At 37.9% G+C, this 24,992-nt stretch carries 23 protein-coding genes and 1 pseudogene; 10 read left to right on the top strand and 14 right to left on the bottom strand.

The genetic code is table 11. The features are described from left to right. Window positions 1–45: 45 nt before the first annotated feature. The gene (locus J582_RS08160; RefSeq protein WP_002052708.1) at window positions 46–750 is read left to right on the top strand and encodes an SIMPL domain-containing protein; all 705 of its coding nucleotides are present in this window, start codon (window positions 46–48) and stop codon (window positions 748–750) included. Window positions 751–804: 54 nt separating this feature from the next. Here J582_RS08160 and J582_RS0104435 read toward each other — a convergent pair. Continuing rightward, window positions 805–1,437 (bottom strand): annotated as a pseudogene (locus J582_RS0104435) (TetR/AcrR family transcriptional regulator). Window positions 1,438–1,556: 119 nt separating this feature from the next. Between J582_RS0104435 and J582_RS08165 the strand changes: the two are divergent. Beyond that, complete coding sequence (locus J582_RS08165) at window positions 1,557–2,021, top strand: hotdog fold domain-containing protein (RefSeq protein WP_031981772.1); 465 nt, start codon at window positions 1,557–1,559, stop codon at window positions 2,019–2,021. Between the two features lie 32 nt (window positions 2,022–2,053). Here J582_RS08165 and J582_RS08170 read toward each other — a convergent pair whose 3' ends face one another. Both J582_RS08170 and J582_RS08175 read right to left on the bottom strand, forming a co-directional pair. Continuing rightward, entirely contained in the window at window positions 2,054–3,148 is a 1,095-nt protein-coding gene (locus J582_RS08170; protein ID WP_002052591.1) for a fatty acid desaturase family protein, read from the bottom strand. A 12-nt stretch (window positions 3,149–3,160) separates the two neighbouring features. Then, the gene (locus J582_RS08175) at window positions 3,161–4,231 is read right to left on the bottom strand and encodes a ferredoxin reductase (RefSeq protein WP_031981771.1); all 1,071 of its coding nucleotides are present in this window, start codon (window positions 4,229–4,231) and stop codon (window positions 3,161–3,163) included. A 140-nt stretch (window positions 4,232–4,371) separates the two neighbouring features. Here J582_RS08175 and fabR point away from each other — a divergent pair, with 140 nt between their 5' ends. Further along, a complete protein-coding gene (gene fabR, locus J582_RS08180; protein WP_004707630.1) occupies window positions 4,372–5,067 on the top strand; it encodes an HTH-type transcriptional repressor FabR in 696 nt (231 codons plus the stop codon). A 168-nt stretch (window positions 5,068–5,235) separates the two neighbouring features. Then, window positions 5,236–6,252: an AI-2E family transporter gene (locus tag J582_RS08185; protein WP_002052593.1), complete on the top strand. Its 1,017-nt coding sequence runs from the start codon at window positions 5,236–5,238 to the stop codon at window positions 6,250–6,252. Window positions 6,253–6,307: 55 nt separating this feature from the next. Here the strand turns inward: J582_RS08185 and rapA are convergent, their stop codons facing one another. From rapA to J582_RS08215, 6 genes are all read right to left on the bottom strand, one after another. Further along, entirely contained in the window at window positions 6,308–9,145 is a 2,838-nt protein-coding gene (rapA, locus tag J582_RS08190) for an RNA polymerase-associated protein RapA (protein WP_031981770.1), read from the bottom strand. Window positions 9,146–9,289: 144 nt separating this feature from the next. Then, on the bottom strand, window positions 9,290–9,928 hold the full coding sequence (locus J582_RS08195; RefSeq protein WP_031981768.1) for an RluA family pseudouridine synthase: 639 nt from the start codon (window positions 9,926–9,928) through the stop codon (window positions 9,290–9,292). A gap of 132 nt (window positions 9,929–10,060) precedes the next feature. Further along, window positions 10,061–10,765: an isochorismatase gene (locus J582_RS08200; protein WP_032047710.1), complete on the bottom strand. Its 705-nt coding sequence runs from the start codon at window positions 10,763–10,765 to the stop codon at window positions 10,061–10,063. Between the two features lie 62 nt (window positions 10,766–10,827). Beyond that, window positions 10,828–12,126 carry a glutamate-1-semialdehyde 2,1-aminomutase gene (gene hemL, locus J582_RS08205; RefSeq protein ID WP_002052888.1) on the bottom strand — a complete coding sequence of 433 codons (1,299 nt, stop codon included), beginning with the start codon at window positions 12,124–12,126 and terminating at the stop codon, window positions 10,828–10,830. 41 nt (window positions 12,127–12,167) lie between these two features. Further along, complete coding sequence (gene thiE / locus J582_RS08210) at window positions 12,168–12,779, bottom strand: thiamine phosphate synthase (RefSeq protein ID WP_031981765.1); 612 nt, start codon at window positions 12,777–12,779, stop codon at window positions 12,168–12,170. A 114-nt stretch (window positions 12,780–12,893) separates the two neighbouring features. Further along, window positions 12,894–13,277 (bottom strand): DUF962 domain-containing protein, encoded by a 384-nt coding sequence (locus tag J582_RS08215; protein WP_022575306.1) that lies wholly within the window; start codon window positions 13,275–13,277, stop codon window positions 12,894–12,896. Window positions 13,278–13,442: 165 nt separating this feature from the next. On the opposite strand from J582_RS08215, the gene J582_RS08220 reads away from it, so the two are divergent. Next, complete coding sequence (locus J582_RS08220; RefSeq protein WP_031981763.1) at window positions 13,443–14,906, top strand: CYTH and CHAD domain-containing protein; 1,464 nt, start codon at window positions 13,443–13,445, stop codon at window positions 14,904–14,906. 35 nt (window positions 14,907–14,941) lie between these two features. On the opposite strand, the gene J582_RS08225 is transcribed toward J582_RS08220, so the two are convergent. Next, a complete protein-coding gene (locus J582_RS08225) occupies window positions 14,942–15,574 on the bottom strand; it encodes a hypothetical protein (RefSeq protein WP_004885938.1) in 633 nt (210 codons plus the stop codon). Window positions 15,575–15,677: 103 nt separating this feature from the next. Here J582_RS08225 and J582_RS08230 point away from each other — a divergent pair, with 103 nt between their 5' ends. Further along, window positions 15,678–16,067 carry a DUF3144 domain-containing protein gene (locus J582_RS08230; protein ID WP_002052603.1) on the top strand — a complete coding sequence of 130 codons (390 nt, stop codon included), beginning with the start codon at window positions 15,678–15,680 and terminating at the stop codon, window positions 16,065–16,067. A gap of 59 nt (window positions 16,068–16,126) precedes the next feature. Here the strand turns inward: J582_RS08230 and J582_RS08235 are convergent, their stop codons facing one another. From J582_RS08235 to J582_RS08250, 4 genes are all read right to left on the bottom strand, one after another. Beyond that, the gene (locus J582_RS08235; RefSeq protein WP_031981761.1) at window positions 16,127–18,889 is read right to left on the bottom strand and encodes a M16 family metallopeptidase; all 2,763 of its coding nucleotides are present in this window, start codon (window positions 18,887–18,889) and stop codon (window positions 16,127–16,129) included. Between the two features lie 122 nt (window positions 18,890–19,011). Beyond that, window positions 19,012–19,827 (bottom strand): PhzF family phenazine biosynthesis protein, encoded by an 816-nt coding sequence (locus tag J582_RS08240; protein ID WP_032047711.1) that lies wholly within the window; start codon window positions 19,825–19,827, stop codon window positions 19,012–19,014. A 150-nt stretch (window positions 19,828–19,977) separates the two neighbouring features. After that, window positions 19,978–21,372 (bottom strand): L-cystine transporter, encoded by a 1,395-nt coding sequence (locus tag J582_RS08245; RefSeq protein ID WP_002052703.1) that lies wholly within the window; start codon window positions 21,370–21,372, stop codon window positions 19,978–19,980. 197 nt (window positions 21,373–21,569) lie between these two features. Next, a complete protein-coding gene (locus tag J582_RS08250) occupies window positions 21,570–22,451 on the bottom strand; it encodes a LysR family transcriptional regulator (RefSeq protein WP_032047713.1) in 882 nt (293 codons plus the stop codon). Between the two features lie 96 nt (window positions 22,452–22,547). Here J582_RS08250 and J582_RS08255 point away from each other — a divergent pair, with 96 nt between their 5' ends. The 4 genes from J582_RS08255 to J582_RS25830 all read left to right on the top strand — a co-directional run bounded on the left by J582_RS08255 (window position 22,548) and on the right by J582_RS25830 (window position 24,919). Beyond that, window positions 22,548–23,726 (top strand): YbfB/YjiJ family MFS transporter, encoded by a 1,179-nt coding sequence (locus tag J582_RS08255; RefSeq protein WP_031225122.1) that lies wholly within the window; start codon window positions 22,548–22,550, stop codon window positions 23,724–23,726. After that, window positions 23,723–23,848: a hypothetical protein gene (locus tag J582_RS25825; RefSeq protein ID WP_004885924.1), complete on the top strand. Its 126-nt coding sequence runs from the start codon at window positions 23,723–23,725 to the stop codon at window positions 23,846–23,848. Before J582_RS08255 ends, J582_RS25825 begins: the two co-directional genes overlap by 4 nt. Before the next feature lie 168 nt (window positions 23,849–24,016). Then, complete coding sequence (locus tag J582_RS08260; RefSeq protein ID WP_005123164.1) at window positions 24,017–24,427, top strand: hypothetical protein; 411 nt, start codon at window positions 24,017–24,019, stop codon at window positions 24,425–24,427. Then, complete coding sequence (locus tag J582_RS25830; RefSeq protein WP_079270480.1) at window positions 24,428–24,919, top strand: hypothetical protein; 492 nt, start codon at window positions 24,428–24,430, stop codon at window positions 24,917–24,919. It begins immediately after the preceding gene. The last annotated feature ends 73 nt before the right edge of the window (window positions 24,920–24,992 follow it).

A 24,992-nucleotide genomic window follows, 5' to 3' on the forward strand; every position in this document is an offset into this window, starting at 1 on the left:
AATGAAAAAAAATTAAATTTATATTAATTTTTAAAGGATAAATTTATGCGTACTTTAGCAATATCTACTCTTCTACTTGGTACGGTACTCAGCCCTATGGTTTTTGCCCAAGATGATAATGCACTTCACTACAATATTGTAAATGTTCAAGCAGAAGCTTCTCGTCAGGTATCTAACGATGAAATGCATGCAACTTTATATATTGAAAAAAGTAACAAGCAGCCTGCTGAACTTTCAAATCAAATTAACCAGTTAATGAATCAAGCACTGGCGACTTCACGCAAATATCCACAGGTAAAAGTGGAAACCGGTGCTCAAAGCACTTATCCAATTTATGACAATGACAGTAACAAATTAAAAGAATGGCGTGGCCGTGCAGAAATCCGTTTAGAAAGTAAAGATTTTAAAGCAGCAAGCCAATTAATTAATGAGTTACAACAAAGCTTTCAAACTCAATCCATTAATTTTAGTGTTTCAGATGAGCAACGTAAAAAAGTTGAAAATGAGTTAATGGTTGAAGCATCTAAAAGCTTCCAGCAACGTGCTCAAATGTTGACTCAAGCTTGGAATAAGAGCCAATACACGTTAGTTAATCTAAACCTAAACACGAATAACTATTTTCCTCAGCCTGTAATGCGTGCAAGTATGGCTAAATTTGCGCTGGCCGAAGCTGCAGCGCCAGCTCAAGATATGGCTGCTGGTGAGTCTAAAATTACCGTAAATGCAAATGGTTCAATCCAGTTTAAATAATTATTTTTCAAACTAAAAAACCGCATTCTTAATGCGGTTTTTTTATACTCCACATTATCGTTCTAAACATAATTCTTGCAATGAACTCCATGCTGCTTTGGCTAACAAGTCTTTATAGATTTTAGGGTCAGACTTTACTCGTTGTGATAACCACGCACGACAATAACTTTCTGTAGAACCAATGACCAGTGACAGCAAAAGTTCATGTGGAATCATATGGAATGCTTTAAATTCTTCAAAATCTGCAATCAAACTGAATATCTTTTTGTTTCTACTTTTATTTTTTTGAGCAAGTTGTTGCTGTTCTTCCCCTTGCATAATATTGAAATGAGCAGTAATTAAGAATTTTGCAAATTCGGGTTGTTCACTTACCCAGTCTACATAACTATGAATTAAACCAAATACTACCTCTTGTAATGTTTTGGCCCGTTTTAAATATTCATCTCTTAGTGCTGTCTGGTCATCTAAAGCTGAAAAAAATAAAGCCGCGACGACTCCCTCTTTATTTTTAAAATGGTGATAAACCGCTCCAACACTCGTTTCTGATTTAGCACGAATCATTTCAATGCTGGTCGCTTCAATGCCATGCTCTAAAAAGCAATCTAAAGCATCTTACAATATTTGTCGTTTTAACGCAGCCCTTCTTCCGGGATACAAACGTTCTAATAAATTTTGAGCAGACACCATTTTGTATTCTCTGACCAGTCATCGGAGATATTTTGAATGACTTGACGTATATTTGTAAACAGAACTATATTCTTTAACAGAATAATATTCTGTATTTTCAAATTAAAGGAAAATTAATTATGGCAACAACATTAGAACTCTGGAATAAAATCACTGCTTTCCCTAAAGGAAAGTGGACTTTCTCTCGTATGCTGTGCCTAAAAGCACCCTATTTCGGCAGTATTTCTCCTCTTTTTATTGAGCTAAAGCCAAATTATTGTGAAATTTCCATCAAAAAGAAGCGTTCTGTGCTTAACCATATTGGAACAGTACATGCAATTGCCATGTGTAATATGGCAGAGCTCGCAGGTGGAACAATGACAGAAGTTACTGTCCCTTCTACTCATCGCTGGATTCCAAAAGGCATGACTGTTGAATATTTAAAAAAGGCAGAAACGGATCTTATTGCTGTAGCCGCGCCTGTACATGCGAATTATGACTGGGAAAAGGCTGGAGAATATTTAGTTAATGTAGATGTTTACGACACTCACAAAGACAAGGTATTCCATGCCACTATTACGATGTGGATTTCTAAAAAGAAATAAAAAAAGCCCTGAACTCTCAGGGCTTTTTCATATTATTTTTTAAATGGGAAAGCATATTTTGCAATACGCCCGACCACTTGACCGAACTGTTTAACAAAGCTGGCATTGTTATAGTTCAAACCATATTTTTTACAAACTGCTTCAACTTTTGGAGCCATTTGACGATAACGACGAGCAGGAATATCTGGGAATAAGTGATGTTCGATTTGATGACTTAAGTGACCAGACAAAATATGAAATGCCTCAGAACCTGTTAAGTTAGAAGAACCACGAATTTGGCGCATATACCAGTGTCCACGGCTTTCTTCCTGTAAAACAGATTTTGGAAATACTTCTGCATCTTTTGTGAAGTGACCACAGAAAATAATACTGAATGTCCAGATATTACGAAGACCATTAGCGACTAAGTTACCCGTAAATACTGGTAAAGCTGCTGGCCCTGCAATGAGAGGGAAGAAAACATAGTCTTTAAAAAGTTGCTTACCAATTTTTTTATTCACTGGTTTTAACTCTTCTAAAAATTGTGCCTTGGTCTTACGTTTATAAAGCACACGCCCAATTTCAAGATTCTGAATTGCTACGCCCCACTGGAACAATAAGCAAAATGGAATACTATAAATCGGTTGCAGTAAAAACCCTGGTTTCCAACGTTGCTCAGGGAATAAACGGAGTAAGCCATAACCAATATCATCATCAATACCTTTAATATTGGTATAAGTATGATGTTTATAGTTATGAGTTTGGCGCCAGTTATCAGATGTACCTACCGTGTCCCACTCATAAGTTTGGCCATTAAATTTTGGATCATTCATCCAGTCATATTGACCATGCATAACATTATGACCAAGTTCCATGTTCTCCATAATTTTAGAGAAACCTAATAGACCTGTACCCAAAATCCATGCTGGTGGGAACCAACCTGCAAATAAGCATGCTCGTCCTAAAAGACTGCTATAGCGAACGGCAGCATAAACACGACGGATATATTTTGCATCTTTTTCACCCAAATCATCCAATACTTCTTGTTTGATCTGGTCAAGCTCTTTTGCAAATGCTTCAAGTTCTGCTGGAGTCAAATCGCGATTTTTAGGATTTTTAAAATATTCGACTTTCACTGGCATATTCATAAGAGGTCTCTCTTAAAGATCAATAACTAGATCGGATTGTGCTGAGTTCACACAAATTTTAAGTAACTGGCTTGGTTCTGTATTTTGACTACCGTTTAGTAGGTTACGTGTAGAACCTTGCGTTTTACTACAAACACATTTATTACAAATTCCCATACGGCAACCGTGTGTTGGCTTAACACCTTCATGCTCAAGGCTCACCAAAATCGATTGTCCCTTAGGAATTGCAATCACTTTATTAGACTGAGTTAATGTGACATTCACATAACCGACATCATCTGCAGAACTTGCATTGCTTAAACTAAACGCTTCAGTAAGCACGGCTGCTGCTTTTTCAAAAAGCTCTTCGACAGTTGAAACAAAGCCAGATGGACCACATGCGTAGACCGTGCTGTTTTCAATATCATCAACCAAAGCAAGATGTTCGGCATTTAAGCGCTCATCATTTGGTGTTTCTTGTGTGTAAAACACCTGATAGCTGAAATTTGGGTTTTGTTCAGCCACTTGCTCGAAATACTCTGTAAAAGCAGCATCAGAACGCTGTTTTACCCAATATAAAAGCTGAACCTGCACTTTTTCTAATTGCTGGCTTTGCTTAATTGCTGTGATTAAGCTCAACATTGGTGTAATACCACTACCAGCAGCTAACATAATTAATTTTGGTGTCTGGATATTTTGTTGCATATCACCATAAGGTTGACCAAGCTCAAAAATATCACCAATCTTACTTTCAGCAATGAACCAATTACTAACAACACCATCAGCAACTTTTTTAACGGTTAAACGTAAGTGCTCTGCATCGATTTGTGTCAAGCTATAAGTACGTTCATAACGGCGGCCCGCAATTTCAACAATCAGTGGATGATGCTGACCTGCTGCTCCCATTTTGACCAAACGGTTGCATTTTAAAGTAAGGCTCACAGTGTCATGAGCTACGAATTCTTTTTTTACAATTTGAACTAGTCCGTGCTGTACAGACCATAAGGGATTTATTTTTTGTAGCCAGAAACTCGCCATATCTTTATCAAATACGGCTTGTGTTAATGAATTGAATAGAGAATTTCTCTTTTCGATTGCTTGCATAACTGAGGGCTCTGTCGCTCTTTTTTAATTATTATACACATGTATATATATTTGTATATACACCCGTACTTTTAATTACAATTTCACAAGTTCCCTGTCTAACGCTATAATCCAGAGAGTTTAAGAATATATTGAAAAGCATGACCCAAACCTCACTTTCTCAGAGCCAAAATGACACAAGCTCTTCACAAGATGTCATTGAAATAAAAACAGTAACGCGTTCTGTTGGAAGAAAAGCGACGATTACTAAAGAGGAACTTTTTCAGGCTGCACTTAACCTGATTGGTCCACAAAAAAGTATCGCCTCATTAAGCTTACGTGAAGTTGCGAGAGAAGCTGGTATTGCACCAAATAGCTTTTATCGCCACTTTAAAGATATTGATGAATTAGCCATTTCACTCATTGACCGCGCTGGTATCGTTTTACGTAAGATTATTCGTCAAGCTCGTCTACGGGCATCTTTTCAAGACAGCATTATTCGTAGTTCGGTAGAAATTTTTCTTCAACAGCTTGATGCAGATGAAGGTAATTTAAGTTTGTTGTTACGCGAAGGCTTTACAGGTTCAGCTTCTTATAAAGCTGCTGTAGACCGCCAGCTCAACTTCTTCCAACAAGAACTACAAGAAGATTTAATCCGTCTAGAGCGATTAAACAACAACCATCTATACCATCCAGAACTCGTTGCAAAAGCAATTACGCAACTTGTATTTCATATGGGTGCTAAGGTGATTGATCTTCCGGTTCATCAACGTGCAGAAGTCGCAGAACAAACCATGATTATGATAAGAATGATTTTAGAAGGTGCCCGTCATCTAGACGAAGCAAAAATACGATAAATTCAACATAAAATGGTTTGTGATTTTACAAGCCATTTTTTATACAGATATACCAGTTTCTTGATAAAAATATAATTCGTAGATTGAAGCAACCAACATGCAAGAGTATAAGTAATTATTATTCTAGCAATACATACCCATATTTCCCCACGATATTTAGGGATTCACATGCAAAGTTTGAGTAATCGTCAAAGCCTGATTGCAAGTTATATTCTGATGGGCATTTTTTTGCTTTCGGTTATCCCCTTGCATCTCTTAGCAAGCTTTTTTGCTGGCTTTCTCATTTATGAAATTATTATTAGTTTAAGCTCTATTGTTGAACGTTATATTGATGGTCAAAGAGCCCGCATTTTTATTAGTATTTTACTCAGTATTATCACGGTTTCACTCATCGCCTTTTTCATTACAAGTTTAATTAGCTTTGTGGTTTATGACTTAAAAGGTGTAGGTATCCATAATATCAACAATAAAGTCGATCAAACGCTATTACACTTACAAACCGAAATTGGCAAATATCTTCCAGGTTATATTCCAGACAGCGTTACAGAACTAAAAGATGAAATTTTTGCGTTTATGAAAGATAACGTGACGACATTAAAAAATGCCAGTTCCGATATCTTACATAACTTCGTAACGATGATTATGGGCCTTATTATTGGTATTTTGGTGGCTATTCATGGCTTTCACCGTCGAACACCACAGCCTATATTTAAGTCTTTACTCATTCAACGTATTCAAAAGTTATCAATTTCTTTTAGAAACGTCGTTTTTGCTCAAATTAAAATTTCAGCAATTAATACGCTGCTCTTTATATTATTTGCATTTGTAATATTGCCGATTTGGGGTGTTCATCTGCCTTTCGCTAAAACATTAACCATTCTTACTTTCTTGTTTGGCTTAATTCCGATTTTAGGCAACTTAATTTCAAATACGCTCACATTTATTGCTGCGCTTACGGTTTCACTCGGTCTAGCAGGCGTTGCTCTGCTCTATCTCGTATTAGTACATAAGTTAGAATATTTTATTAATGCGAAAATTATTGGACATAAAATTAATGCCAATGCATGGGAAATTTTATTGGCAATGTTAATTTTTGAGTCAATTTTTGGTTTAGGTGGCCTGATTGCAGCTCCAATCTTTTATGCCTATTTAAAACTAGAATTAAAAGATGCCAGAATGATTTAGTTAAATTTTACTCAATAAAAAAGCGCCGTTACGGCGCTTTTTTATGATTTCCTACTTATGGTTTAACCACCACAAGTACTTGAATCGCTTCCGGAGTTACAGTTAAGCCATCGAGTAAACTCAAGCCTTCTTTTTGCAACTTCTGTAAGCGCTCAATTTCGTCTTGACGAATACTTGGGTTGAACTGTTTTAAATAAGTTAAGCGGTCAATCTCGTATTGCCATTTGCTACCATAATGCTCTTTTGCCTGCTGTTGTAACTGTGGCAAGCCTACTTTAGCAATATCAAGCGCTTGTCTATAACGCTCTTCAATTACTTCACGGCGAGCTTTAACCACTTGGCGGCAGCTATTGCCATCTAAATGGTGCAAATATGGTTTTAAAATGGTTGGATCGATCTTTTCAGACAAGTCCTGACCATTTTCACTTAACAACACGCGAATGAGCTGTTTCGGTAAGCTTGATGGCAAGTTCAAAGATTTTGGTGCAACTACATCAACTTTAAACCAAACTTCAAGTAATACAGAACCTTGCTTTAATGCATTTGACTTAAGAACAGCAACATTAGTACTACCGAAGGATTGTGTACGGATCATTTCCATTACACTTTCAATGAACGGATGCTCTAAGGTCAGGTATTGAGCGTCTTCACGCATTTGTGCTTGATCACGATAGAACGTCGCAGTCATGCCCTCTTCGTCTAGTGCCAAACCTTGTACTTGCATCTGGTCTGTTGGACGAATAATAACAGTACCGTTACTTTGCTCATCAAAATCGATATTGGTTGAAGACATAAAACGCTTCACAAACATAGGTAATGTTGTGTTGTCATCGTAGTCTTCTAAGGCTTGAACAATTTCTTGTGCAACGATAGGACGACATGAGTTGTATTCAAGCAAGCGATCTCGACCAGCTTGTAACTCTGTTTCTAAAGCTTGACGTTGAACATTGACTTCTTCGAGTAAGTCTTCGAATGTTTGGCCTTGATCTGAAAGCAAGCAGTCTTTTAATTCAACAATAAAGTTTTCTTGCAGCGTTTGAGCTGTCGGAGAAATATTGCTAAAAATATTTAATGCTTCATTGTACCAACGGAACATACGCTCTTGAGCGGTGCCCATTAAGTAAGGTACATGAATTTGAATACGGTTTTCTTGACCAATACGGTCTAAACGACCAATACGTTGTTCTAAAACATCTGGGTTTGCAGGCAAATCAAATAAAATGAGATCACTCGCAAACTGGAAGTTACGACCTTCTGAACCAATTTCAGAACACAGTAAAATTTGAGCACCATAGCTTTCTTCTGCAAAGTAAGCAGCTGCTTGGTCACGCTCAAGTAAACTCATGCCTTCATGGAACATTGCAGTACGAATACCTGCATGCAAACGAAGTGCGCTTTCTAAAGATTCAACTACAGGACCACTACGTGCAATTAAAAGAACTTTTTTATGTTTAAGTTCTTTACGTAGAATTTCCATTAACCATGGCACACGTGGGTCATTTTGCATCCATGATCCATCAATTTGTGCTTCTTCTGGCCACATTTGCTCACGTAGTTTACCGTCTTTTGACCAATCTTCTGGCGCTGGCAAAGGTGCTGGTTGGCAATCACGACCTGGGAAACCTTGAATCGCTTCACGCGTATTACGGAATAAAATACGACCTGTACCATGACGGTCTAACAACTCATGAATCGCTCTGAAACGTTGTTCAGGCTGATCTTCAATTGAATGACCCAATAAACCCTCTAAAGCAGTTAAATGCTCTTGAGTTAAAGGTTCATCTGACATCAATACTTCTGCAACTTGAGCAGTTTGCTGATATTGCGCTTCTTCATCCAAGAAACGCTCTAAACTGCTAAAGCGCTGCGGATCTAACAAACGTAAGCGTGCAAAGTGACTTTCTACACCAAGCTGTTCAGGTGTTGCTGTAAGAAGTAATACACCAGCCGTATTTTCGGCAAGCTCTTCAACTAAGTCGTAACGATCATTACCGCCTTCTTCTTCGCTCCACATTAAATGATGCGCTTCATCGACAACGAGTAAATCGAAACCAGCTTCTAGTGCTTGCTCACGTAAATCGTCATGGTCCACCATCAAGTCGACGCTGGCAATAATGCATTGCTCAGTTAAGAACGGGTTAAGCTCTGGATCATGTTCTTTAATAGACGCAGTACGGGTTAAATCGAACAGAGAAAATTGCAAGTTGAAACGGCGACGCATTTCAATCATCCACTGATATTGCAGCGAATCAGGGACTAAGATGAGGATACGTTCTGAACGACCAGTTTTAAGCTGTTGATGGATAATCAAACCAGCTTCAATTGTTTTACCTAAACCTACTTCATCGGCAAGTAAAACACGTGGTGCAAAACGTTTACCGACTTCATGTGCAATATAGAGTTGATGTGGGATTAAACCAACGCGTGCACCAACCAAGCCGCGTAATGGACTGGTTTGCATTTGCGCTTGCATTAGCATGGCTTCAATGCGTAAGTCATACCACTCTTTATAATCGATCTGGCTTGCTAGCAAACGATCTAAGGGTTTTGATAATTGAATTTGTGCACCGATACGAGTTTCATTGAGCGCTTTACGTTCTTGTTCGCCATTTTCTAAGGTACGAACTACGTTGTAACGCAAAACGCCATGGCGGTCTTCAACCGACTCAACAATCCACTTTTGGCCTTCTTGATCTTGAACTTCATCGTTTGTGTTAAAGATGATACGAGATAATGGTGCGTTATTACGTGCATAGACACGCGTTTCATCACTCTTGGGGAATAAAATGCTGACAGATCTTTCATCTACATCAATAAGAACGCCTAAACCGAGCTCAGTCTCTGTATCTGATAGCCAACGTTGACCAATAGCATACTGCTGCAATTTTTCCACCTTTTTCTCAAGTTCGCACTACATATTGTACGATGCAAATTAGCTTATTTTTGCATCTTTTTATGTAGTCTTTAAAGCAAAATTTTGCAGCAGAAACCAATTAAATTATTTCGCTACAAAAATTACTCATTGAAAGTTTTTACATTAAAACGGTACAGGACAGTTAAACGTTAATGATTCCCCTGTGACAGGATGATTAAAGCTTAACTGTTTGGCATGCAAGCACAGACGAGGAACAAGTAATTGTTCCGGTGTTGCATACAATGTATCACCTACAATCGGATGTCCCAGATATTGCATGTGTACACGGAGTTGATGAGAACGTCCGGTAATCGGTGTTAATTTGACACGCGTAACCGGTTGTCCCTGAATCTGGAAATGTTCGATCGCCTGCCAATGTGTTAAAGCAGGTTTATTATGAGAAGCGTCGACAATATGTAAAGGTGGTCGACTCGGGTCATAGACGACAGGGATATCAACAGTCCCTTCGCCATGTAGATGGCCTGCGACTAACGCTTCATATATTTTCGAAGTTTGACGGTCTTGAAATTGGCGTGCAATCGCACTTTGTCCACGCTTAGATAACCCAAAAACCAAAATACCCGAGGTATCACGGTCAAGGCGGTGAATGAGCAAAGTTCGTGGTTCAATTGTCACCAGTCTTGTCAAAACGCTGTCATGTAAATCACCTTTCCCTGGCACACTCAAAATGTCCGAAGGTTTATGAATCACCATAAAATCATCATCACGATAGATCAGATGTTCACTTAGAAAATCACTCAAAGTTGTATTCCCAAGGTAAGATGAAAAACAAGCGGGCAATAATAAAAAGCTTACGTCCGAATTACAATGCCGTTCGGGTAAATTAACAACAGAATTTGCAAATATTATGATTCAGTTTATGGCTAAAGCCGATTAGTGCTTCAATAACTGCATAATATGTTGCAACGTAGGTGTTTGCATCAGCTCTTCAGCACTTAGACTCGCACCGTTCGCACGCCATAATTCCACCAGATAATTAACTCCAGCAGTGTCTAGACCATAGTTTCTTAAATCTATTTCGGGATGAATTTCCATTGGATGCCGCCCAACCTGTTCAGCAACTGCCAATAAAATTCCCTTATCGGACAACACCTGTGACGACGGTGCACTTAAAGACCATAAGCGCATTAAAGTCTGTGTGTTTATATGTTGAATGGAGTCAAAACTGATTTTTTCAATCCATTGTATATGCTGCTCTAAACTACTCGCCAAAATCGCATCATTTACAACGGCTACATAATCTGTAATCGATAAAACAAGCTGCATGACTTGCTTAAATAGCGGTGTTAAATTTCCCGCCATTATCACTTGTGCCTGAGGGTTTGATGACAACTGTTGCCCAAGCTGTAACATGGCCTGTTGAAGTTGAGATGACTGAATCATCATAACTGGAATTTCGAGTGCCTGTGCTCTTTTGCTTAGCATTTCTAAATGATCGGCTAATGGTTGGTTCATCCATTCAGGGGTATTTTCAAGTTCATTTAACCCAACCATGAGCAAAATGCTATGCGTAGATTCAATAGGCCAATTTGAAGTACTTGCGGCTAACTGGATTTTTCGAGGTAAGGGATAAAACATTGTTCTCTACAAATATAAAAATAGCTCAAATTAAAAGGCCCGTTTAAAACGGGCCTTTTTGCTTACTTCATTTCAGCGAAGGTTTCTTTTGCAGCCTGAATCGTATATTCGATATCTTCATCTGAATGAGCAGATGAAATAAAGCCTGCTTCAAATGCTGACGGCGCCAAGTTTACACCGCGCTTTAACATGCCATGGAAGAACTTTTTGAAAGCTTCAATATCACATGCCAACATTGAGTCAAAGCTTGTAATATCTTCTTGGTCGGTAAAGTAAAGGCCAAACATTGCGCCCGCTTGCTGAGTTTTAAATGGAATACCTGCTTCATCTGCTGCTGCTTGTAAGCCTGCAAGTAACTTTTCAAGTTGAGCCGATAATTTGCTGTAAAAATCCGGTTGACGTAAATGTTTGAACATTTCAATACCTGCGCGCATAGCAAGTGGGTTACCAGATAAAGTTCCCGCTTGGTATACACCACCTAAAGGTGCGATGCATTCCATGATTTCTCGCTTACCACCAAATGCACCTACAGGTAAGCCCGCGCCAATAATTTTACCCAAAGTCGTTAAGTCAGGTTTAACGTTGTAAACTGACTGAGCACCGCCTAATGCAACACGGAAACCAGTCATTACTTCATCAATAATGAATACAGATTTATATTCATCACACACATCACGAATCGCTTGTAAGAAACCATCAATTGGTTTCACCATATTCATGTTACCTGCGACAGGTTCAATAATGACACCCGCAATTTCATGACCAAATTTTGCAAAGCATTCTTTTAATGCTGCAATATCGTTATATGGCAGCGTTAAAGTGTGTTTAGCGAAGTCAGCTGGTACACCTTTCGATGTTGGTTCACCCTCACCTTTAGTTAATAAACCAGAACCTGCTTTTACCAATAAAGAGTCAGAGTGCCCATGGTAACAACCTTCAAACTTCACGATCTTGTCACGGCCAGTATAACCACGTGCTAAACGAATAGCAGTCATAGTTGCTTCTGTACCAGAGTTGGTCATACGTACCAATTCAATAGATGGCATGATTTCACAAATGATATCTGCCAAGGTAGTTTCGTGTACGGTTGGTGCACCAAAACTTAAACCATCTTCTGCTGCTGTTTGTACAGCTTTAATAATATCTGGATGAGCATGACCCAAAATCATTGGTCCCCAAGAGCCAACATAATCTACATAGCGCTTGCCATCTACATCCCATAAATACGCACCTTTGGCTTTCTCGATGAAAACCGGTGTTCCTCCAACGCCATTAAAGGCACGTACCGGAGAGTTCACACCACCTGGAATGTGTTTGCTGGCTTGTTTAAATAACTGTTCTTGCTTTGGAGATAAACTCATGGAAATGCTCGTCTTAAATATCTAAAAATAATTTTGAAAGCTTAAGAAAATAATTGTGCCCATGCTTGTACACGGGCAGGAATTTCAGCAGTTGATCGACCTAATATATCACTAATGACTGCACAGAGGTCAGCTCCGGCCTCAATCACGGGTTTTGAGTTTTCAACTGTTAAACCACCAATTGCACAAATAGGTAAATCATACTGAGCTGCTGCTTGCCTAATCACTTCTATACCTACATTACCTGCTTCCGGTTTAGTCGCAGTTGCATACACAGCGCCAAAGGCAACATAAGTTGCGCCATCGGCAATTGCTTTTTGGGCAAGTTCTAATGAGTTTAGGCAAGTACGACCAATAATGACACCTTCTGGTAACTGTGATTTTGCATCGGTAATTTCACCGTCACTTTGTCCTAAATGCACACCTAAACCAAACTTTGCAGCCAGTTTTAGATCATCATTAATGACAAAAGGAACCTGATATTTTTCACATAAACCTTTAATCTGTTCAACTTCAGCAGGCTGATCGGCTTTGTCTACTTTTTTACGGCGGTACTGTAAAATTGCGATTTGATGGGTTGCGAGTGCAGCGTCTAGTTTTTCTAATAATAATTCGATTGGGTCATCATTGGTAATGAGATATAAACCGCGCATACTCTACTCTCGCTTTTGAAAACTTCGCTAGTATAACGGATTTATAAGTCATCATAAGTACCGATTGATATAGGCTTACCAGTACCAATCGGTATATTTAAAAAAATAAATAAATTAACTTGGAATTTTATCATGCTTGCGATCAATCAAACTTAATCGACCCATTGCAACATCCGAAAGCATTCGCCAATCAGAAATAAAGCTATAAAGTGGCTGTTTAAAGCTGGCAGGCTTATTTTTTTCAAACACAAAATGTCCAACCCATGCATTTGCATAACCCGCTACCAAACCATAGAGCACATATTTAGCTTGTTTCTTACGAATCGCTTTTGAAAAAAAGTATAGACCAATGCTACTTCCCACCACATGTAAGCGTCTGCTCATAATGTTACGGTGTTCGGTTAAGTAAAAACGATAAAATTCCTGATAGTTTTTAATCGGTAACTCAAACTCTGGCTGAGTTTCATGGCTAAAGTTTACTGGTGCATTCACGATCATCTTCCTGATTTTTATTTGATCAAAACATCACCTGATTGTACACCTAAATAAAAGTGTAGCGTCATATGTTTGATTGTAACTTTCTCTATCAAAAACATTATTTTTAGCGCTAAGCTATTATACTTATTCAAGATAGTTTAAATACCTGATTCAGGGAGATCCATTATGGTTGAAGTTGAGCTTAAGTTTCAGTTACCTGAATCGAAGAAAAAAACTGTTCAGCAGTATTTAAAAAAGCATAAAGCGCAGCATATTCATTTACAGGCCAAGTATTACGATACACCAAATCGCCTACTCGCAAAAAATGGCATGGCTCTACGTTTACGTAAAGAAAATGATTTATGGGTACAAACCTTTAAGGCTGCCGGCCAAAGTCATTTACATCGTGTTGAAGAAGAAGTTTTTTTAGGAAAATGCGAACAAGAACCTGAAATAAACCTTGAGTTATATAAAGACAATAAAGCCGTCACAGATTTGATTACTCAAGCTTTAGGCTCTGAAGTCGAAAAGCTAAGCTTACAGTTTGAGACTGATGTACAACGTACTTATCATGTTTTTGAAGCAGATGACACAGCAATTGAAGTCTGTCTGGATGACGGCGTCGTAAAAACAGCAACAGCACAAAGCAAAATTTGCGAAGTTGAGTTCGAACTTAAACAAGGTGCAGTTAAAACACTTATTCAATTTGCTCAGCAATGGATTAATCGTTATGAACTTTGGCTCGATGTTAGAAGTAAAGCCGAGCGAGGTAATTTACTTGCATTGGGGCAAGCTGCTTCACCGGCTGTTCACGCAAAAAATCTGAACTTAGATAAAGACGTTTCAGCAGAACAGGCGCTCAAAAAAATTGTAGAAAACTGTTTGGGACAGTTCTTGCCGAATATGGCTGCAATTGCTGATGGTGTTGCAGACGCTGAACACATTCATCAAGCACGCGTGAGCTTACGCCGTTTACGCAGCGCACTTCACCATTTTGCAACATGGTCAGACGAGTTAAATCCTGTGTGGGAAGAACAAATTGCCGAGCTTTTCCGCAAGCTTGGAGACACGCGAGACGAAGATGCCATTCGTACTGAAATTTTACCGATGATTGTGCAGCATGGTTCACCTGAACTTTTGCTACCTATTTCTGAGCAGCCATTAAAAGACCTAACCACACTGTTTAAATCTGCAGAAACCGTTAAGCTCGTGCTCGCATTACTGGCATTTGCTTATTCAGAAGAAGATAACCAAAACGCTAAAGGAAAATTGAAAAAACAGATAGAAAAAAGCTTAGACAAGTTACATCACCAAGTCATAAGTCATGCCGAGCATTTCACAGAACTTGAAGTCACTGAACAGCACAAAATACGTAAAAAAGCGAAGCAATTACGTTACTGTATCGAATTTATATCAAGCTTATATCCACGTAAAAATGTTCAGCAGTTTTTAAAAAAATTACAGCCTGTGCAAAATACTTTAGGACTTTATAACGACTTGTTTATTGCCGAAGATCTATTTAATAAAGCAACTGAACATGACCCACATTTTTGGTTTGCATTAGGATGGGTTAAAGCCAAACAGCCTTATTTACAAAATCAGTCTGCCGAAGCTTTGCAAAAATTTAAACAGGCAAAAATATTTTGGTAAGAATTTTAAAGTCGCGACAAATATGCCGCGACTTTTTATCTATATTTACCAAATACTTTCCATACACCATTATCTGCTAATGGGTCGCTATAGCTATCACTACGCTGTTTTCTTGGCTTATCACGAGCGTCAACAAGTTTAAAGTGTGGCTCTACCCCCAACACAATACCATTGGTATAAAACCGTGAACGCGTATATTCAGTTTGACCATGCTGGAATACATAAGTTCTTAAATCGATAAATTCGCGGTGTGCAACTAATGCTGCCGTGTCGTCGCTTTGCAACCATTCTTGCATGGTAAAAATCTGGTCTGTGTCAAACTGTCCACATTTTTCAATAAGACTGGCCACACCACGGAAAGTTTTAGATTCTTTTGCGCGTGTTTTATTAATACGAATTCGGTCTACATGGAAAAAGAATAAAGGTAAATTTAAATGACTCGGTAAATGAATCGCATCTGGTAATTCATCTTCCATAAAAGGCTGAAAAAGCTCTTGTGCCCTTTCTATTAAATCTTTCCATTGTTGATAATAGGCTAAGACTTCTTCTTGCAAACCATAATAAATTGGTAGCCCTTCGACATGCTCCAAATACTGGGGCGGAAAAACATGCTGACGTAATAAAGCAATGTCTGTTTTTAGACTTTGAACGGCAATTGCATCTTGCATATTATAACTCCCAATACTTAGGCTATTTACAGACTAAGGCAAAGGTTTTGTTTCCGCAAGGCTTTGCCTATAATAAGCAGCTCTATTTTTGCGGGAATAAGTCATGTCTCAAAAGATTAATGCAACAGATATTACTGAAGAAGAAGCGTTAAATGCTGTTTTCTTTGAGCGTGCGGATGAATTCATTAAACAAGCGAATGATTTTTGTCGCCCGCCTAAAGGCCAAAAACCTGATCCAGCTGAGCTTCGCGGACAAGTGAGTGCTGCGATGTTATTTGCAACTGCCCGTTTTAATACATGGGTCGCTGCCAATAATTTTAAAGATGGCAATGAAATGCGTGATGCAAAAGAGCAAGTGATGTCTTATCTGCTTCAACAATTTCAAATGATGCTTGAAGATAACTTTGATGAGTACTGTGAACAGTTCGAAAACTATTTACGTTTCCGTAAGAATGAAGATTTTCATACTCATAAGCATGACCATGATCATTAATAAATTTTAAATACCCAAATAAAAAGCCACTTCATGTGGCTTTTTATTTGGCAAGTCATTTATTGCTTTTGCGCTTGGCCATATTGGTCAGCCATCACTTCAACGAGATTGGAAAGTTTAATATATTTTTTAATGACTGCATTCACATCAGCAACAGTTAGCTTTGTTAAATCTTGATCATGCTTAACACGATCCAGTAATGTTTTACCTGACTCAAGCTCAATATTTAACATACCGTGAATATTACGCTCATCCTCTAATGCAGTAACACGTTTTTTCATGAGATCTGCTTTAGCTGCTGCAAGCTCTTGCTCGGTAATACCATTGGTTAATAAGTCATTTAATACCTTATGAACTGAAGCAGAAACTTGTGCCGAACGCCCCGCCGTATAGTTTGCACTAATACTTAATGCACCCACATTGGTGTCCTGATCAAGTTGCAGTCCTGTTCCAAAACCATAAACTAATGCATTTTTTTCACGAAGCTCTTGAGCCAAACGCGAAGAAATTTGAGAATCACCTAAAATATAATTCATTAAAATTAAGGCAGATGCATCCGGATGATTTTTTCCAACCGGTATCGCAAGTACGCTTTGATAACTACCAAACTCACGTTGTTCAGATAAAGCATGTACTTGCTGAGCAGGAAAATCGACGTGTTGAATTAAGATTTTTTCATATGGTTGTTTACTGTTCCAACTACCAAACTCCTGATTTAATAGTTTTTTCATTTTTTTGGCATCAAATGCGCCAGTAATTGCAATTTGGGCATGGTTCATTGCAAAGAAATGCTGATATAACTCTTTGACTTGTTCTTGGGTCACATCCTTTAATTGTTTTTTGGCTAACTCAGGTTCAAAGTGGTAGCGTAAATCACCTGGCTGATATTCTTCAACTAAACGTGACAACGTTAAACCTGCAACTACATCAGGTTCTGTATAAGGTCGATCAAGACTAGATAAGCTTTGAGATTTAATTAAATCGAATTGAGATTGTTCAAATTTAGGGTTTTTCATAACCTCTAGAACAAACTTGAAGAATTCATCAAACTTTTCAGTTTTAGATTGAATATTAATGGTCATGCCATTGCCGTCAGCACTCGCATAAGCCGCGCCACCAGCATCAATCGATTTATCGGCAATATCTTGCAAGCTATATTTATCAGAACCACGAAGTAATAAATACGAAGTTAAATCAACTACCGTGCCTTTATTAAATAAAGATTTTTCTGTACCAAAATCCATAGTAATGGTGGCATAGGTACGATCATCACGGGTTTCCACAGGGAACAAAGCATACTTCATTCCATTTTTAAGTTTTCCACGAATAATCTTTTTCTCATTACTCTCAGCATATTGCTTAGAAGTTTTTAAAAACTCGTTAACTTCTTCTTGATAAACTTTCGGGTCTTTTAAAGGTTCTGGTTTAGCATCTGTCTGATCTAAAGTTTTAGGTTTATCTTTTGGGTCGAGTTGTAATGCTTTCTTTTGATCTTCAGGTGTTGGCAAAATATCGCCATCAATACGATGCCCAGCAATAAGGAACTGTTTTAAGGTTTGATTTACGTCATTGAGCTTCACTTTCTCAACTGCATCTAAATCTTTAAAATATTGATCCCACTGCCCACCAGCTACGCTGTAATCACTTAAACGAGAACCCAAAGCAACGGCGTCTTTATTGACTAACTCGCTTTGTGTTTTCATTAAACTTTTTACACGTTTTAGCTCAGTCTCTGTAAAAGGTTTACCTTTTTCAATTCCAGAGAGCAAAGCGCTTTCTACTTTGTTGGGGTCGTTTTTAGGTGAGTAGACCGCCCCTAAAAATACAACATTAAAATCTTGGTCTAACCAAGTTGATGCCTGAACGTCTGTGCTAATGCCTGTTTCAACCATATTCTGGTACAAATGACCACTTGGCTGCATGGTATATAACATTGGTGCTAAAGCCAGTGTCGGCTGAATTTTGATGTTTTTTCCATTCATATAAATATGGAATTTGGCTAAATCACTGCCTTTTTTCACCACAAATTCACGATTCTTTATTTTTGTAGAATCTAACACAGGCACCTGAACACGCTTAGGCACAGCTCGCGCAGGAATTGGACTAAAATATTGGTCTATCGTTTTTAAAACATCAGTTTTATCAAACTTACCTGAAATCACCATGACCGCATTATTAGGTGCGTACCAACTACGGTAGAACTGGTTCAATTCCGGCATTTTAATTGACTTAAGCTCTGGCAAATCACCAATCGGTAATCGTCCTAAATACTGGTTTCCATAAGCCGATTTCCACATTTGATCCATTAAAACAGCAAAAGGCTGATCCATACGGACTTCACGTTCACGCTTTACGATTTCAATTTCAGAAGGAACAAATTTTTCTTGTAAAACCAATTTGTCCATACGCTCAGATTCAAGATACAGTACTTGATCAAGTGCAGTTTTTTCTGGACGGACAATATTCGTGTATTTAGTTGAATAGTAATCCGTGCTCGCGTTCGTCATTAATGTATATTGATCTAAACGGCGTTGGAATTCTTCACCTTTTACATTTTGCGTGCCTTTAAAGGCCAAATGCTCAAGTAAATGTGCTAAGCCACCTTTACCTTGCGGATCATTTAAAGAACCTGTCAAATAGATGGTATTAATAAAGATTTTATTTTCTTTGTCATTCGGGGCAAGTACGACCCGAAAACCATTATCTAATTTATATTCCTCAATATTTTGCTTACTTTTTACTAATGTTGTTTGTGCAAAAGACGCAGCACTTAAACCAAGAATACATAGGGAGAGAGTCAGTTGTTTAAACTGCATAAACATATAAATACCAATTAATTTGAATAATAAAAAATCAATAGTTGTGGGACTATAGTAGGAAATTTAAGCTGACATTAATAGTAAAGATTTGAAAAAAAAGCCGTTTATTTAAACGGCCTTATATTTTAAGGAAAAATTTCTGCTTGCATATAAAGTTTGCCATAGCCTGAAATTTCAATACGCTCCTGATTTAAGACATTACAATACAAAACGCCTCCACGGTTAGAAGCCTGATAAGCAGTAATATTATTTTTAGCGAGTTTCTCTGCCCATAGCGGTGCTATTGCGGTAAGAATTGAACCTGTAACAGGATCTTCTTCTATACCTGCGACAGGAGCAAAGTAACGCGATACGCAATCATAGTCTTGATCTGCTCTTGACGTTATTGCTACATCAAGACCACTGGTGGTAATCGCAGTCCGCTTACCTAAGGCTTTAAGCAAATTCATGTCAGGCTTCTCATCTAACACATCTTGAACTGATTCATATTCAACAATGTAGGCTTGAACATTTTGATAAACCACTTTAAACGGTTTTGTTAATGCTTGACGTAAAACAGCCGGATAATCTTCAACTTGATGAGCCTTACGAATTGGAAAATTCATTCTGATTTTGCCGTCTTCATCTCGATGAACGACAAATAGGCCTAAGTTTCGTACATGAAAATTAAGAGTCTTTTTCTCGGTATAATCTTTAAATAATACGAACGCACTGGCAAGAGTCGCATGTCCACAAAAATCGACTTCAACTGTTGGAGTAAACCAACGGATTTCATAATTTTCAGAGTCTATAATTTTTACAAAAGCAGTTTCGGATAAGTTATTTTCAAGCGCTATCTTTTGCATTAAATCTGCATCTAGCCACTCTTTTTCAACTACTACAGCAGCAGGGTTTCCACGAAATAATTCTTTGGTAAAAGCATCGACTTGATACATTTTCATGTTAGTGCTCTCTTTCTTAATAGACTCATTTTTAAAAATTATTTAAAAGAAAAACAGATACAGTTTTTTTAAAATTAACATCACAGTAGCAATTTACGTATATAAAAAAACGGCTCATCCAGACTGGATGAGCCATTTTAATATTAACTTTTAATGATGTTGAGTTAATTCAATTTCATCTTCGCTATTCATTATAGCTTTGTCGGTCTGCCCCATAAATTGGCTTGTAACTACACCAGCAGTCATCGAACCATTTACGTTTAACGCAGTACGACCCATATCAATTAACGGTTCAATTGAAATAAGAAGTGCAACTAAAGTTACAGGTAAGCCCATCGCAGGAAGTACGATCAATGCTGCGAAAGTTGCACCACCACCAACACCAGCGACGCCAATTGAACTTAAAGTGACAATACCCACTAACGAAGCAATCCACATTGGGTCTAGGGTGTTAATACCCATAGTTGGCGCAACCATGACTGCGAGCATGGCTGGATATAAACCCGCACAACCATTTTGTCCAATAGTGGCACCAAAAGAAGCAGAGAAACTTGCAATAGACTCAGGCACGCCTAAACGACGAGTTTGCGCTTCAATGCTAAGTGGAATACTTGCTGCACTTGAACGACTCGTAAACGCGAATGTAAGAACTGGAGCAACTTTCTTGAAGAACTTAAGGGGAGAAACACCAGTCAGAGTCAAAATAATGGCATGTACGACAAACATAATCGCCAAGCCTAAATAAGACGCGACCAAGAAACCGCCTAGGTTCAAGATATCCGCAACATTTGAACTTGCCACAACTTTTGTCATGAGAGCAAAAACACCATACGGTGTAAGCGTCATTACTAAACGAACAAGCTTCATGACCCATGACTGTAAAGTCTGAATAGCCGTCAGAATACGTTGACCTTTTTCTGCATCATCTTTCATCAAGTTGAGTGCTGCTATCCCTAAAAATACAGCAAAGATAACCACGCTAATAATTGAAGTCGGATTTGCACCCGTTAACTCAGCAAAAGGGTTACTCGGAATAAAAGAAAGTATAAATTGCGGTACGCTTAAGTCTGTTACTTTACCCACATAGTCAGTCTGAATCGCGGTAAGTCGAGCTGTTTCTGCAGCCCCTTGTACCAAACCTTTGGCAGTTAAACCAAATAAGTTCGTCACAAATACCCCAACCAGCGCAGCGATGAGTGTCGTAAATAACAAAGTTCCGATGGTATAGAAGCTGATTTTTCCTAAAGAAGAAGCTTGGTGCAGCTTCGCTACCGCACCTAAAATCGAAACAAAGACCAAAGGCATCACGACCATTTGTAAAAGTTTTACATAGCCGTTACCAACAATATTAAACCAGCTAATAGATTCAGCAAGAATCGGATGGCCACCGCCATAAATCAAATGTAGTCCTAAGCCAAACACCACACCTAGAACTAAGCCGGCAAGAACTTTTTTAGACAAGCTCCAGTCCGTTTTACGTGTTTGGGCGAGTAAAAATATTAACCCGACAAAAACCACAATATTGATGATTAAGGGTATATTCATTCCCAAACTCCAACTTATTGCTTGTGTCATCTTTTAAGGGGGCATATTTGACCATAGCCGGCCTATATAAACTACCCTTTTCAACAATTTTCTAGCATGCAGATCATTACTGATCTGAATGAGAATATAAAATGACTTTTAAATACATATATATCACTTTTAAAACATAAGATAAGTAGGATATTTATGTATAAAAATTAAGCGCATTTCTGTATAAAGTTTTGCTCAATAAAACAAATAAATTGCTTTAAATTACTGCCCCATGTTTCAGGAGGCTGAGCAACCAAATAAGTAGTGAAATGTGCAGATTCAGTGTTAATTTCAAAACAACTTAATGAGACTTTATCGGCTACTTTGCTCAGATATGACTTGGGCAACAAAGCAAAACCGACTCCTAATTCTACACAGCTCACAATGCCATCGAGACTACCCATTTCCATAATTTGTGAAGGTGGGACACTATGATCATTTAAAAACAGCTCAATTGCATGCCGATAAGAACAACCTTGTCGAAACGCAATAAAACGAGTCTTTGCGAGGGTGGTAATGTCGGGAAAGTGAGTTTGTTGTTTTGGGCAAACTAAAACCAGTTGTTCTTGCCACACTGGAAAACTATATAACTCTGGAATTACATATTTAGAAGCAACAAACGCACAATCGACTTCTCCTTGTTGCACAGCATTTAACAAATATCGGGTTGAGTGAGTTTGAAGCTCAATTGGTAAATTCGGATATTGCTGCATACATTGATTAAGCAATTGAGGAAGTCGTATTGCTGCTGTCGTTTCCATACTGCCCAAACGAATGGTTTCATTCGGGTCAATATCACCTTCTTGAAAAATTTTTTTCGCTTTATTATGCAGTGCGATCATTTGGACAGCATAACTATGTAGCTGCTGTCCTGCATTAGTTAATGTAACGGGGTTATGGCGATTTAATAAAACCACGCCTAACTCTTCTTCAAGCTTCTTCACATGACTTGTGATGTTCGATTGAACCGTACACATTTTTTGTGCAGCTAGTGAAAAACTTCCACTCTCTGCAACCGCTAAAAAAAACTCTAAAGACTTAAGCAACATACCACTATCTCAAAACAAGATAATTAATATCATATTAAATCATTTCTAATGATAAATAAACTCGCTTTTAATAATAAAAAAATTGAGAGACTTCCTATGTCTACGTTCTATCGAATGAGCCTGCTTGTCTTTTTAGCGACTTGTCTAGGAATTGGTATTTTTAGATTTTCATATACTGCGCTCATGCCTATTATGATTGTGCAATATGGATGGACTCACGACTTTGCAAGCTATTTAGGAAGTGCAAATTTATTGGGCTATCTGGTTGGCGCACTATTGGCACTGTTTAGCATTAAAGAAAAATCTATTCCCGCTTTGATCACAAGTTCAGCTGTCTTAGGCAGTTTAAGCCTGCTCTGCTGTTCGTTTATACACATGCCTATGGCTTGGTTTGTTCTCTGGCGTACTATTTCAGGTGTCGCGGGTGGCCTACTCATGATTTTAGCACCTAGCTTTGCTATGAAAAATATTGCAATTAGCCAAAGACTTAAAGTTAATTTTTTAGGGTTTAGTGGTATTGGCGCAGGCGTGTTATCTGCTACTCTCATTATTCCTGCTCTCAAAAACATGTCTGTTCAATATGTATGGAGCATTTTTGCAATACTCTCTATTATTGGCAGTTTCGTTCTTTTCCGCTTATTAAAATATCAGTCTACTCAGGCCGTACAAGTCACAACGCAAGCTCCTCAAAACTTCAAACACTCACGTTTGGGGCTTGTCATTATTATTGCTTATATGTGCAGTGCTTTTGCTTATATTCCCCACTCTTTGTTCTGGATGGACTACTTATCGGGAACCCTACACTTTCCCTTGCAACAACGAAATTTATTTTGGGTTCTTTATGGGATAGGAAGCTGTATTGGCGCCTTTGTAGCTTATTGTTTAAGCCGCTTTACTGGTTATTTACAAGCCATTAAATGGCTATACGGTGTCTACTGCTTGGCAGTTGCTTTACCATTCTTTTCCCATGCTACTGCTTTACTCGCCTTATCGTCCTTTCTTACAGGTCTACTTACACCAGCCACTGTATTTATTAGCTCTTATAGTCTGCTACAGATTTATGAACAGCGTTATCAAAAAATCTGGAGCCTTGCCACCATTGGGTTTGCCAGCACTCAGCTATTAGGTGGCGTTGTTATTAGTACTTTACACCACTTGCATTGGTCTTATGCCCATCTGTTTTTAATGGGAGGCATTGTTTTGTTATTTGCATTGAGCCTTTTAATTCGTACCCATTCTTCCATACAAAATTCTCTCGGAGAAACCAAACTATGAAAACTTTGTACTTTCCTCTCTTTTTAATTGTCTTTGTACTTATTATTCAGGCTTTAGACCAAAGCTATCAAAAGAAAATCGGGCTACCTAAAACTGCTAAACATCCCGAATTTATGCAATAAAAATTAATGAGTAGATCAGTAGAGCTAACTGCCTAACACCTATGTCTATACGCCTACTCAGTAAGCTCAACTGACAAAAAATGTCATATTATGTCAATGTAGAGTGTTATTTTCTGATCTATATTCGATAAAAATTTATAATTTTTAATACTTAAAATAGAGTAAGACATGAGCAATAACAATTATATTGATGAGCTTTTAAAGCTCTTGGCGATGTTTGCTTTTATCTGTGTTTCATTACTGGCATTTAAATGCCGGACCATTTTTGCACTGGATATCACAACATCCTATGAGGTCTCTGTAAAGATCATTATCTATATTGGCACAGCAGCTATTCTTGGCTTTTTAACACGCGATCATATTGAGTTTACAACACAATTTTTAATTGCTGTTCCATTCGCGTACTTTTGGCTAGAACCAATTCTTGATTATAAAGCCCTCCAAACCATCCCAGATGTTCCGTTTTATCTCTCGGGTCATGGTCAAAGTTTAGGTCTACTAATAGTCATTATATTCTGTTTTGCCTTATGGGTATTTAAAGAGACTAGTTCAAACTCGCGTGAGTCGCAAAATGTCTAAATCAGATTTTTTGAGGCATTTTATAAAGTTAAAAATAGTCAATGTACTATACTTTTTTATAATATATATTTTATTCAAATTAATTTATACCAATTAAAAACTTTAAAAATGTACAATGTATCAAACCCAGCAAATGCGGTTGTTGTCGGCATTATTACAATAATTGCTACAGTTAGCCTTCTTATATGGAAGTTTAATTTTTATATTGGCATAGATATATATACCAGTGGTGAAGTGCTTTTCAAAACGCTGCTATATGCGGCTACGATAGGGCTATTTAGTTACTATTTCCGGTATAGCATTAAAATTAGTAATACAGTGATTTTATCATTACCTCTTTTTTTCTTTTGTATCAGGCCTGTTTTGAACTATAAAATGACGCATAGCATTGGTAATGTACCTCTGTATGCTACTCATCACGGACAAGGTTTAATATTGCTAAGTTTTACAGTATTGGCTTGTTTATTATGGGTATACACTGCCCACTCTTAGCTTTAATTTTTAATAGCATAAAAATGTATAAATACTTATATACAAAAAAACCCTCGTTCGAGGGCCTTTTTAT

Source organism: Acinetobacter sp. 1566109 (genome assembly GCF_000582255.1).
Taxonomy (GTDB): domain Bacteria; phylum Pseudomonadota; class Gammaproteobacteria; order Pseudomonadales; family Moraxellaceae; genus Acinetobacter; species Acinetobacter nosocomialis.

Excerpts from the sequence above, each read along its gene's own strand:
- J582_RS08235 (WP_031981761.1), bottom strand. The coding sequence starts at position 18,889 with ATGTTTATGCAGTTTAAACAACTGACTCTCTCCCTATGTATTCTTGGT.
- J582_RS08185 (WP_002052593.1), top strand. The coding sequence starts at position 5,236 with ATGCAAAGTTTGAGTAATCGTCAAAGCCTGATTGCAAGTTATATTCTG.
- fabR (WP_004707630.1), top strand. The coding sequence starts at position 4,372 with ATGACCCAAACCTCACTTTCTCAGAGCCAAAATGACACAAGCTCTTCA.
- J582_RS08215 (WP_022575306.1), bottom strand. The coding sequence starts at position 13,277 with ATGATCGTGAATGCACCAGTAAACTTTAGCCATGAAACTCAGCCAGAG.
- thiE (WP_031981765.1), bottom strand. The coding sequence starts at position 12,779 with ATGCGCGGTTTATATCTCATTACCAATGATGACCCAATCGAATTATTA.
- J582_RS08245 (WP_002052703.1), bottom strand. The coding sequence starts at position 21,372 with ATGAATATACCCTTAATCATCAATATTGTGGTTTTTGTCGGGTTAATA.
- J582_RS08240 (WP_032047711.1), bottom strand. The coding sequence starts at position 19,827 with ATGAAAATGTATCAAGTCGATGCTTTTACCAAAGAATTATTTCGTGGA.
- hemL (WP_002052888.1), bottom strand. The coding sequence starts at position 12,126 with ATGAGTTTATCTCCAAAGCAAGAACAGTTATTTAAACAAGCCAGCAAA.
- J582_RS25825 (WP_004885924.1), top strand. The coding sequence starts at position 23,723 with ATGAAAACTTTGTACTTTCCTCTCTTTTTAATTGTCTTTGTACTTATT.
- J582_RS08165 (WP_031981772.1), top strand. The coding sequence starts at position 1,557 with ATGGCAACAACATTAGAACTCTGGAATAAAATCACTGCTTTCCCTAAA.
- J582_RS08220 (WP_031981763.1), top strand. The coding sequence starts at position 13,443 with ATGGTTGAAGTTGAGCTTAAGTTTCAGTTACCTGAATCGAAGAAAAAA.
- J582_RS08170 (WP_002052591.1), bottom strand. The coding sequence starts at position 3,148 with ATGAATATGCCAGTGAAAGTCGAATATTTTAAAAATCCTAAAAATCGC.
- J582_RS08250 (WP_032047713.1), bottom strand. The coding sequence starts at position 22,451 with ATGTTGCTTAAGTCTTTAGAGTTTTTTTTAGCGGTTGCAGAGAGTGGA.
- J582_RS08200 (WP_032047710.1), bottom strand. The coding sequence starts at position 10,765 with ATGTTTTATCCCTTACCTCGAAAAATCCAGTTAGCCGCAAGTACTTCA.
- J582_RS08225 (WP_004885938.1), bottom strand. The coding sequence starts at position 15,574 with ATGCAAGATGCAATTGCCGTTCAAAGTCTAAAAACAGACATTGCTTTA.
- J582_RS08175 (WP_031981771.1), bottom strand. The coding sequence starts at position 4,231 with ATGCAAGCAATCGAAAAGAGAAATTCTCTATTCAATTCATTAACACAA.
- J582_RS08260 (WP_005123164.1), top strand. The coding sequence starts at position 24,017 with ATGAGCAATAACAATTATATTGATGAGCTTTTAAAGCTCTTGGCGATG.
- J582_RS08230 (WP_002052603.1), top strand. The coding sequence starts at position 15,678 with ATGTCTCAAAAGATTAATGCAACAGATATTACTGAAGAAGAAGCGTTA.
- J582_RS08160 (WP_002052708.1), top strand. The coding sequence starts at position 46 with ATGCGTACTTTAGCAATATCTACTCTTCTACTTGGTACGGTACTCAGC.
- J582_RS08255 (WP_031225122.1), top strand. The coding sequence starts at position 22,548 with ATGTCTACGTTCTATCGAATGAGCCTGCTTGTCTTTTTAGCGACTTGT.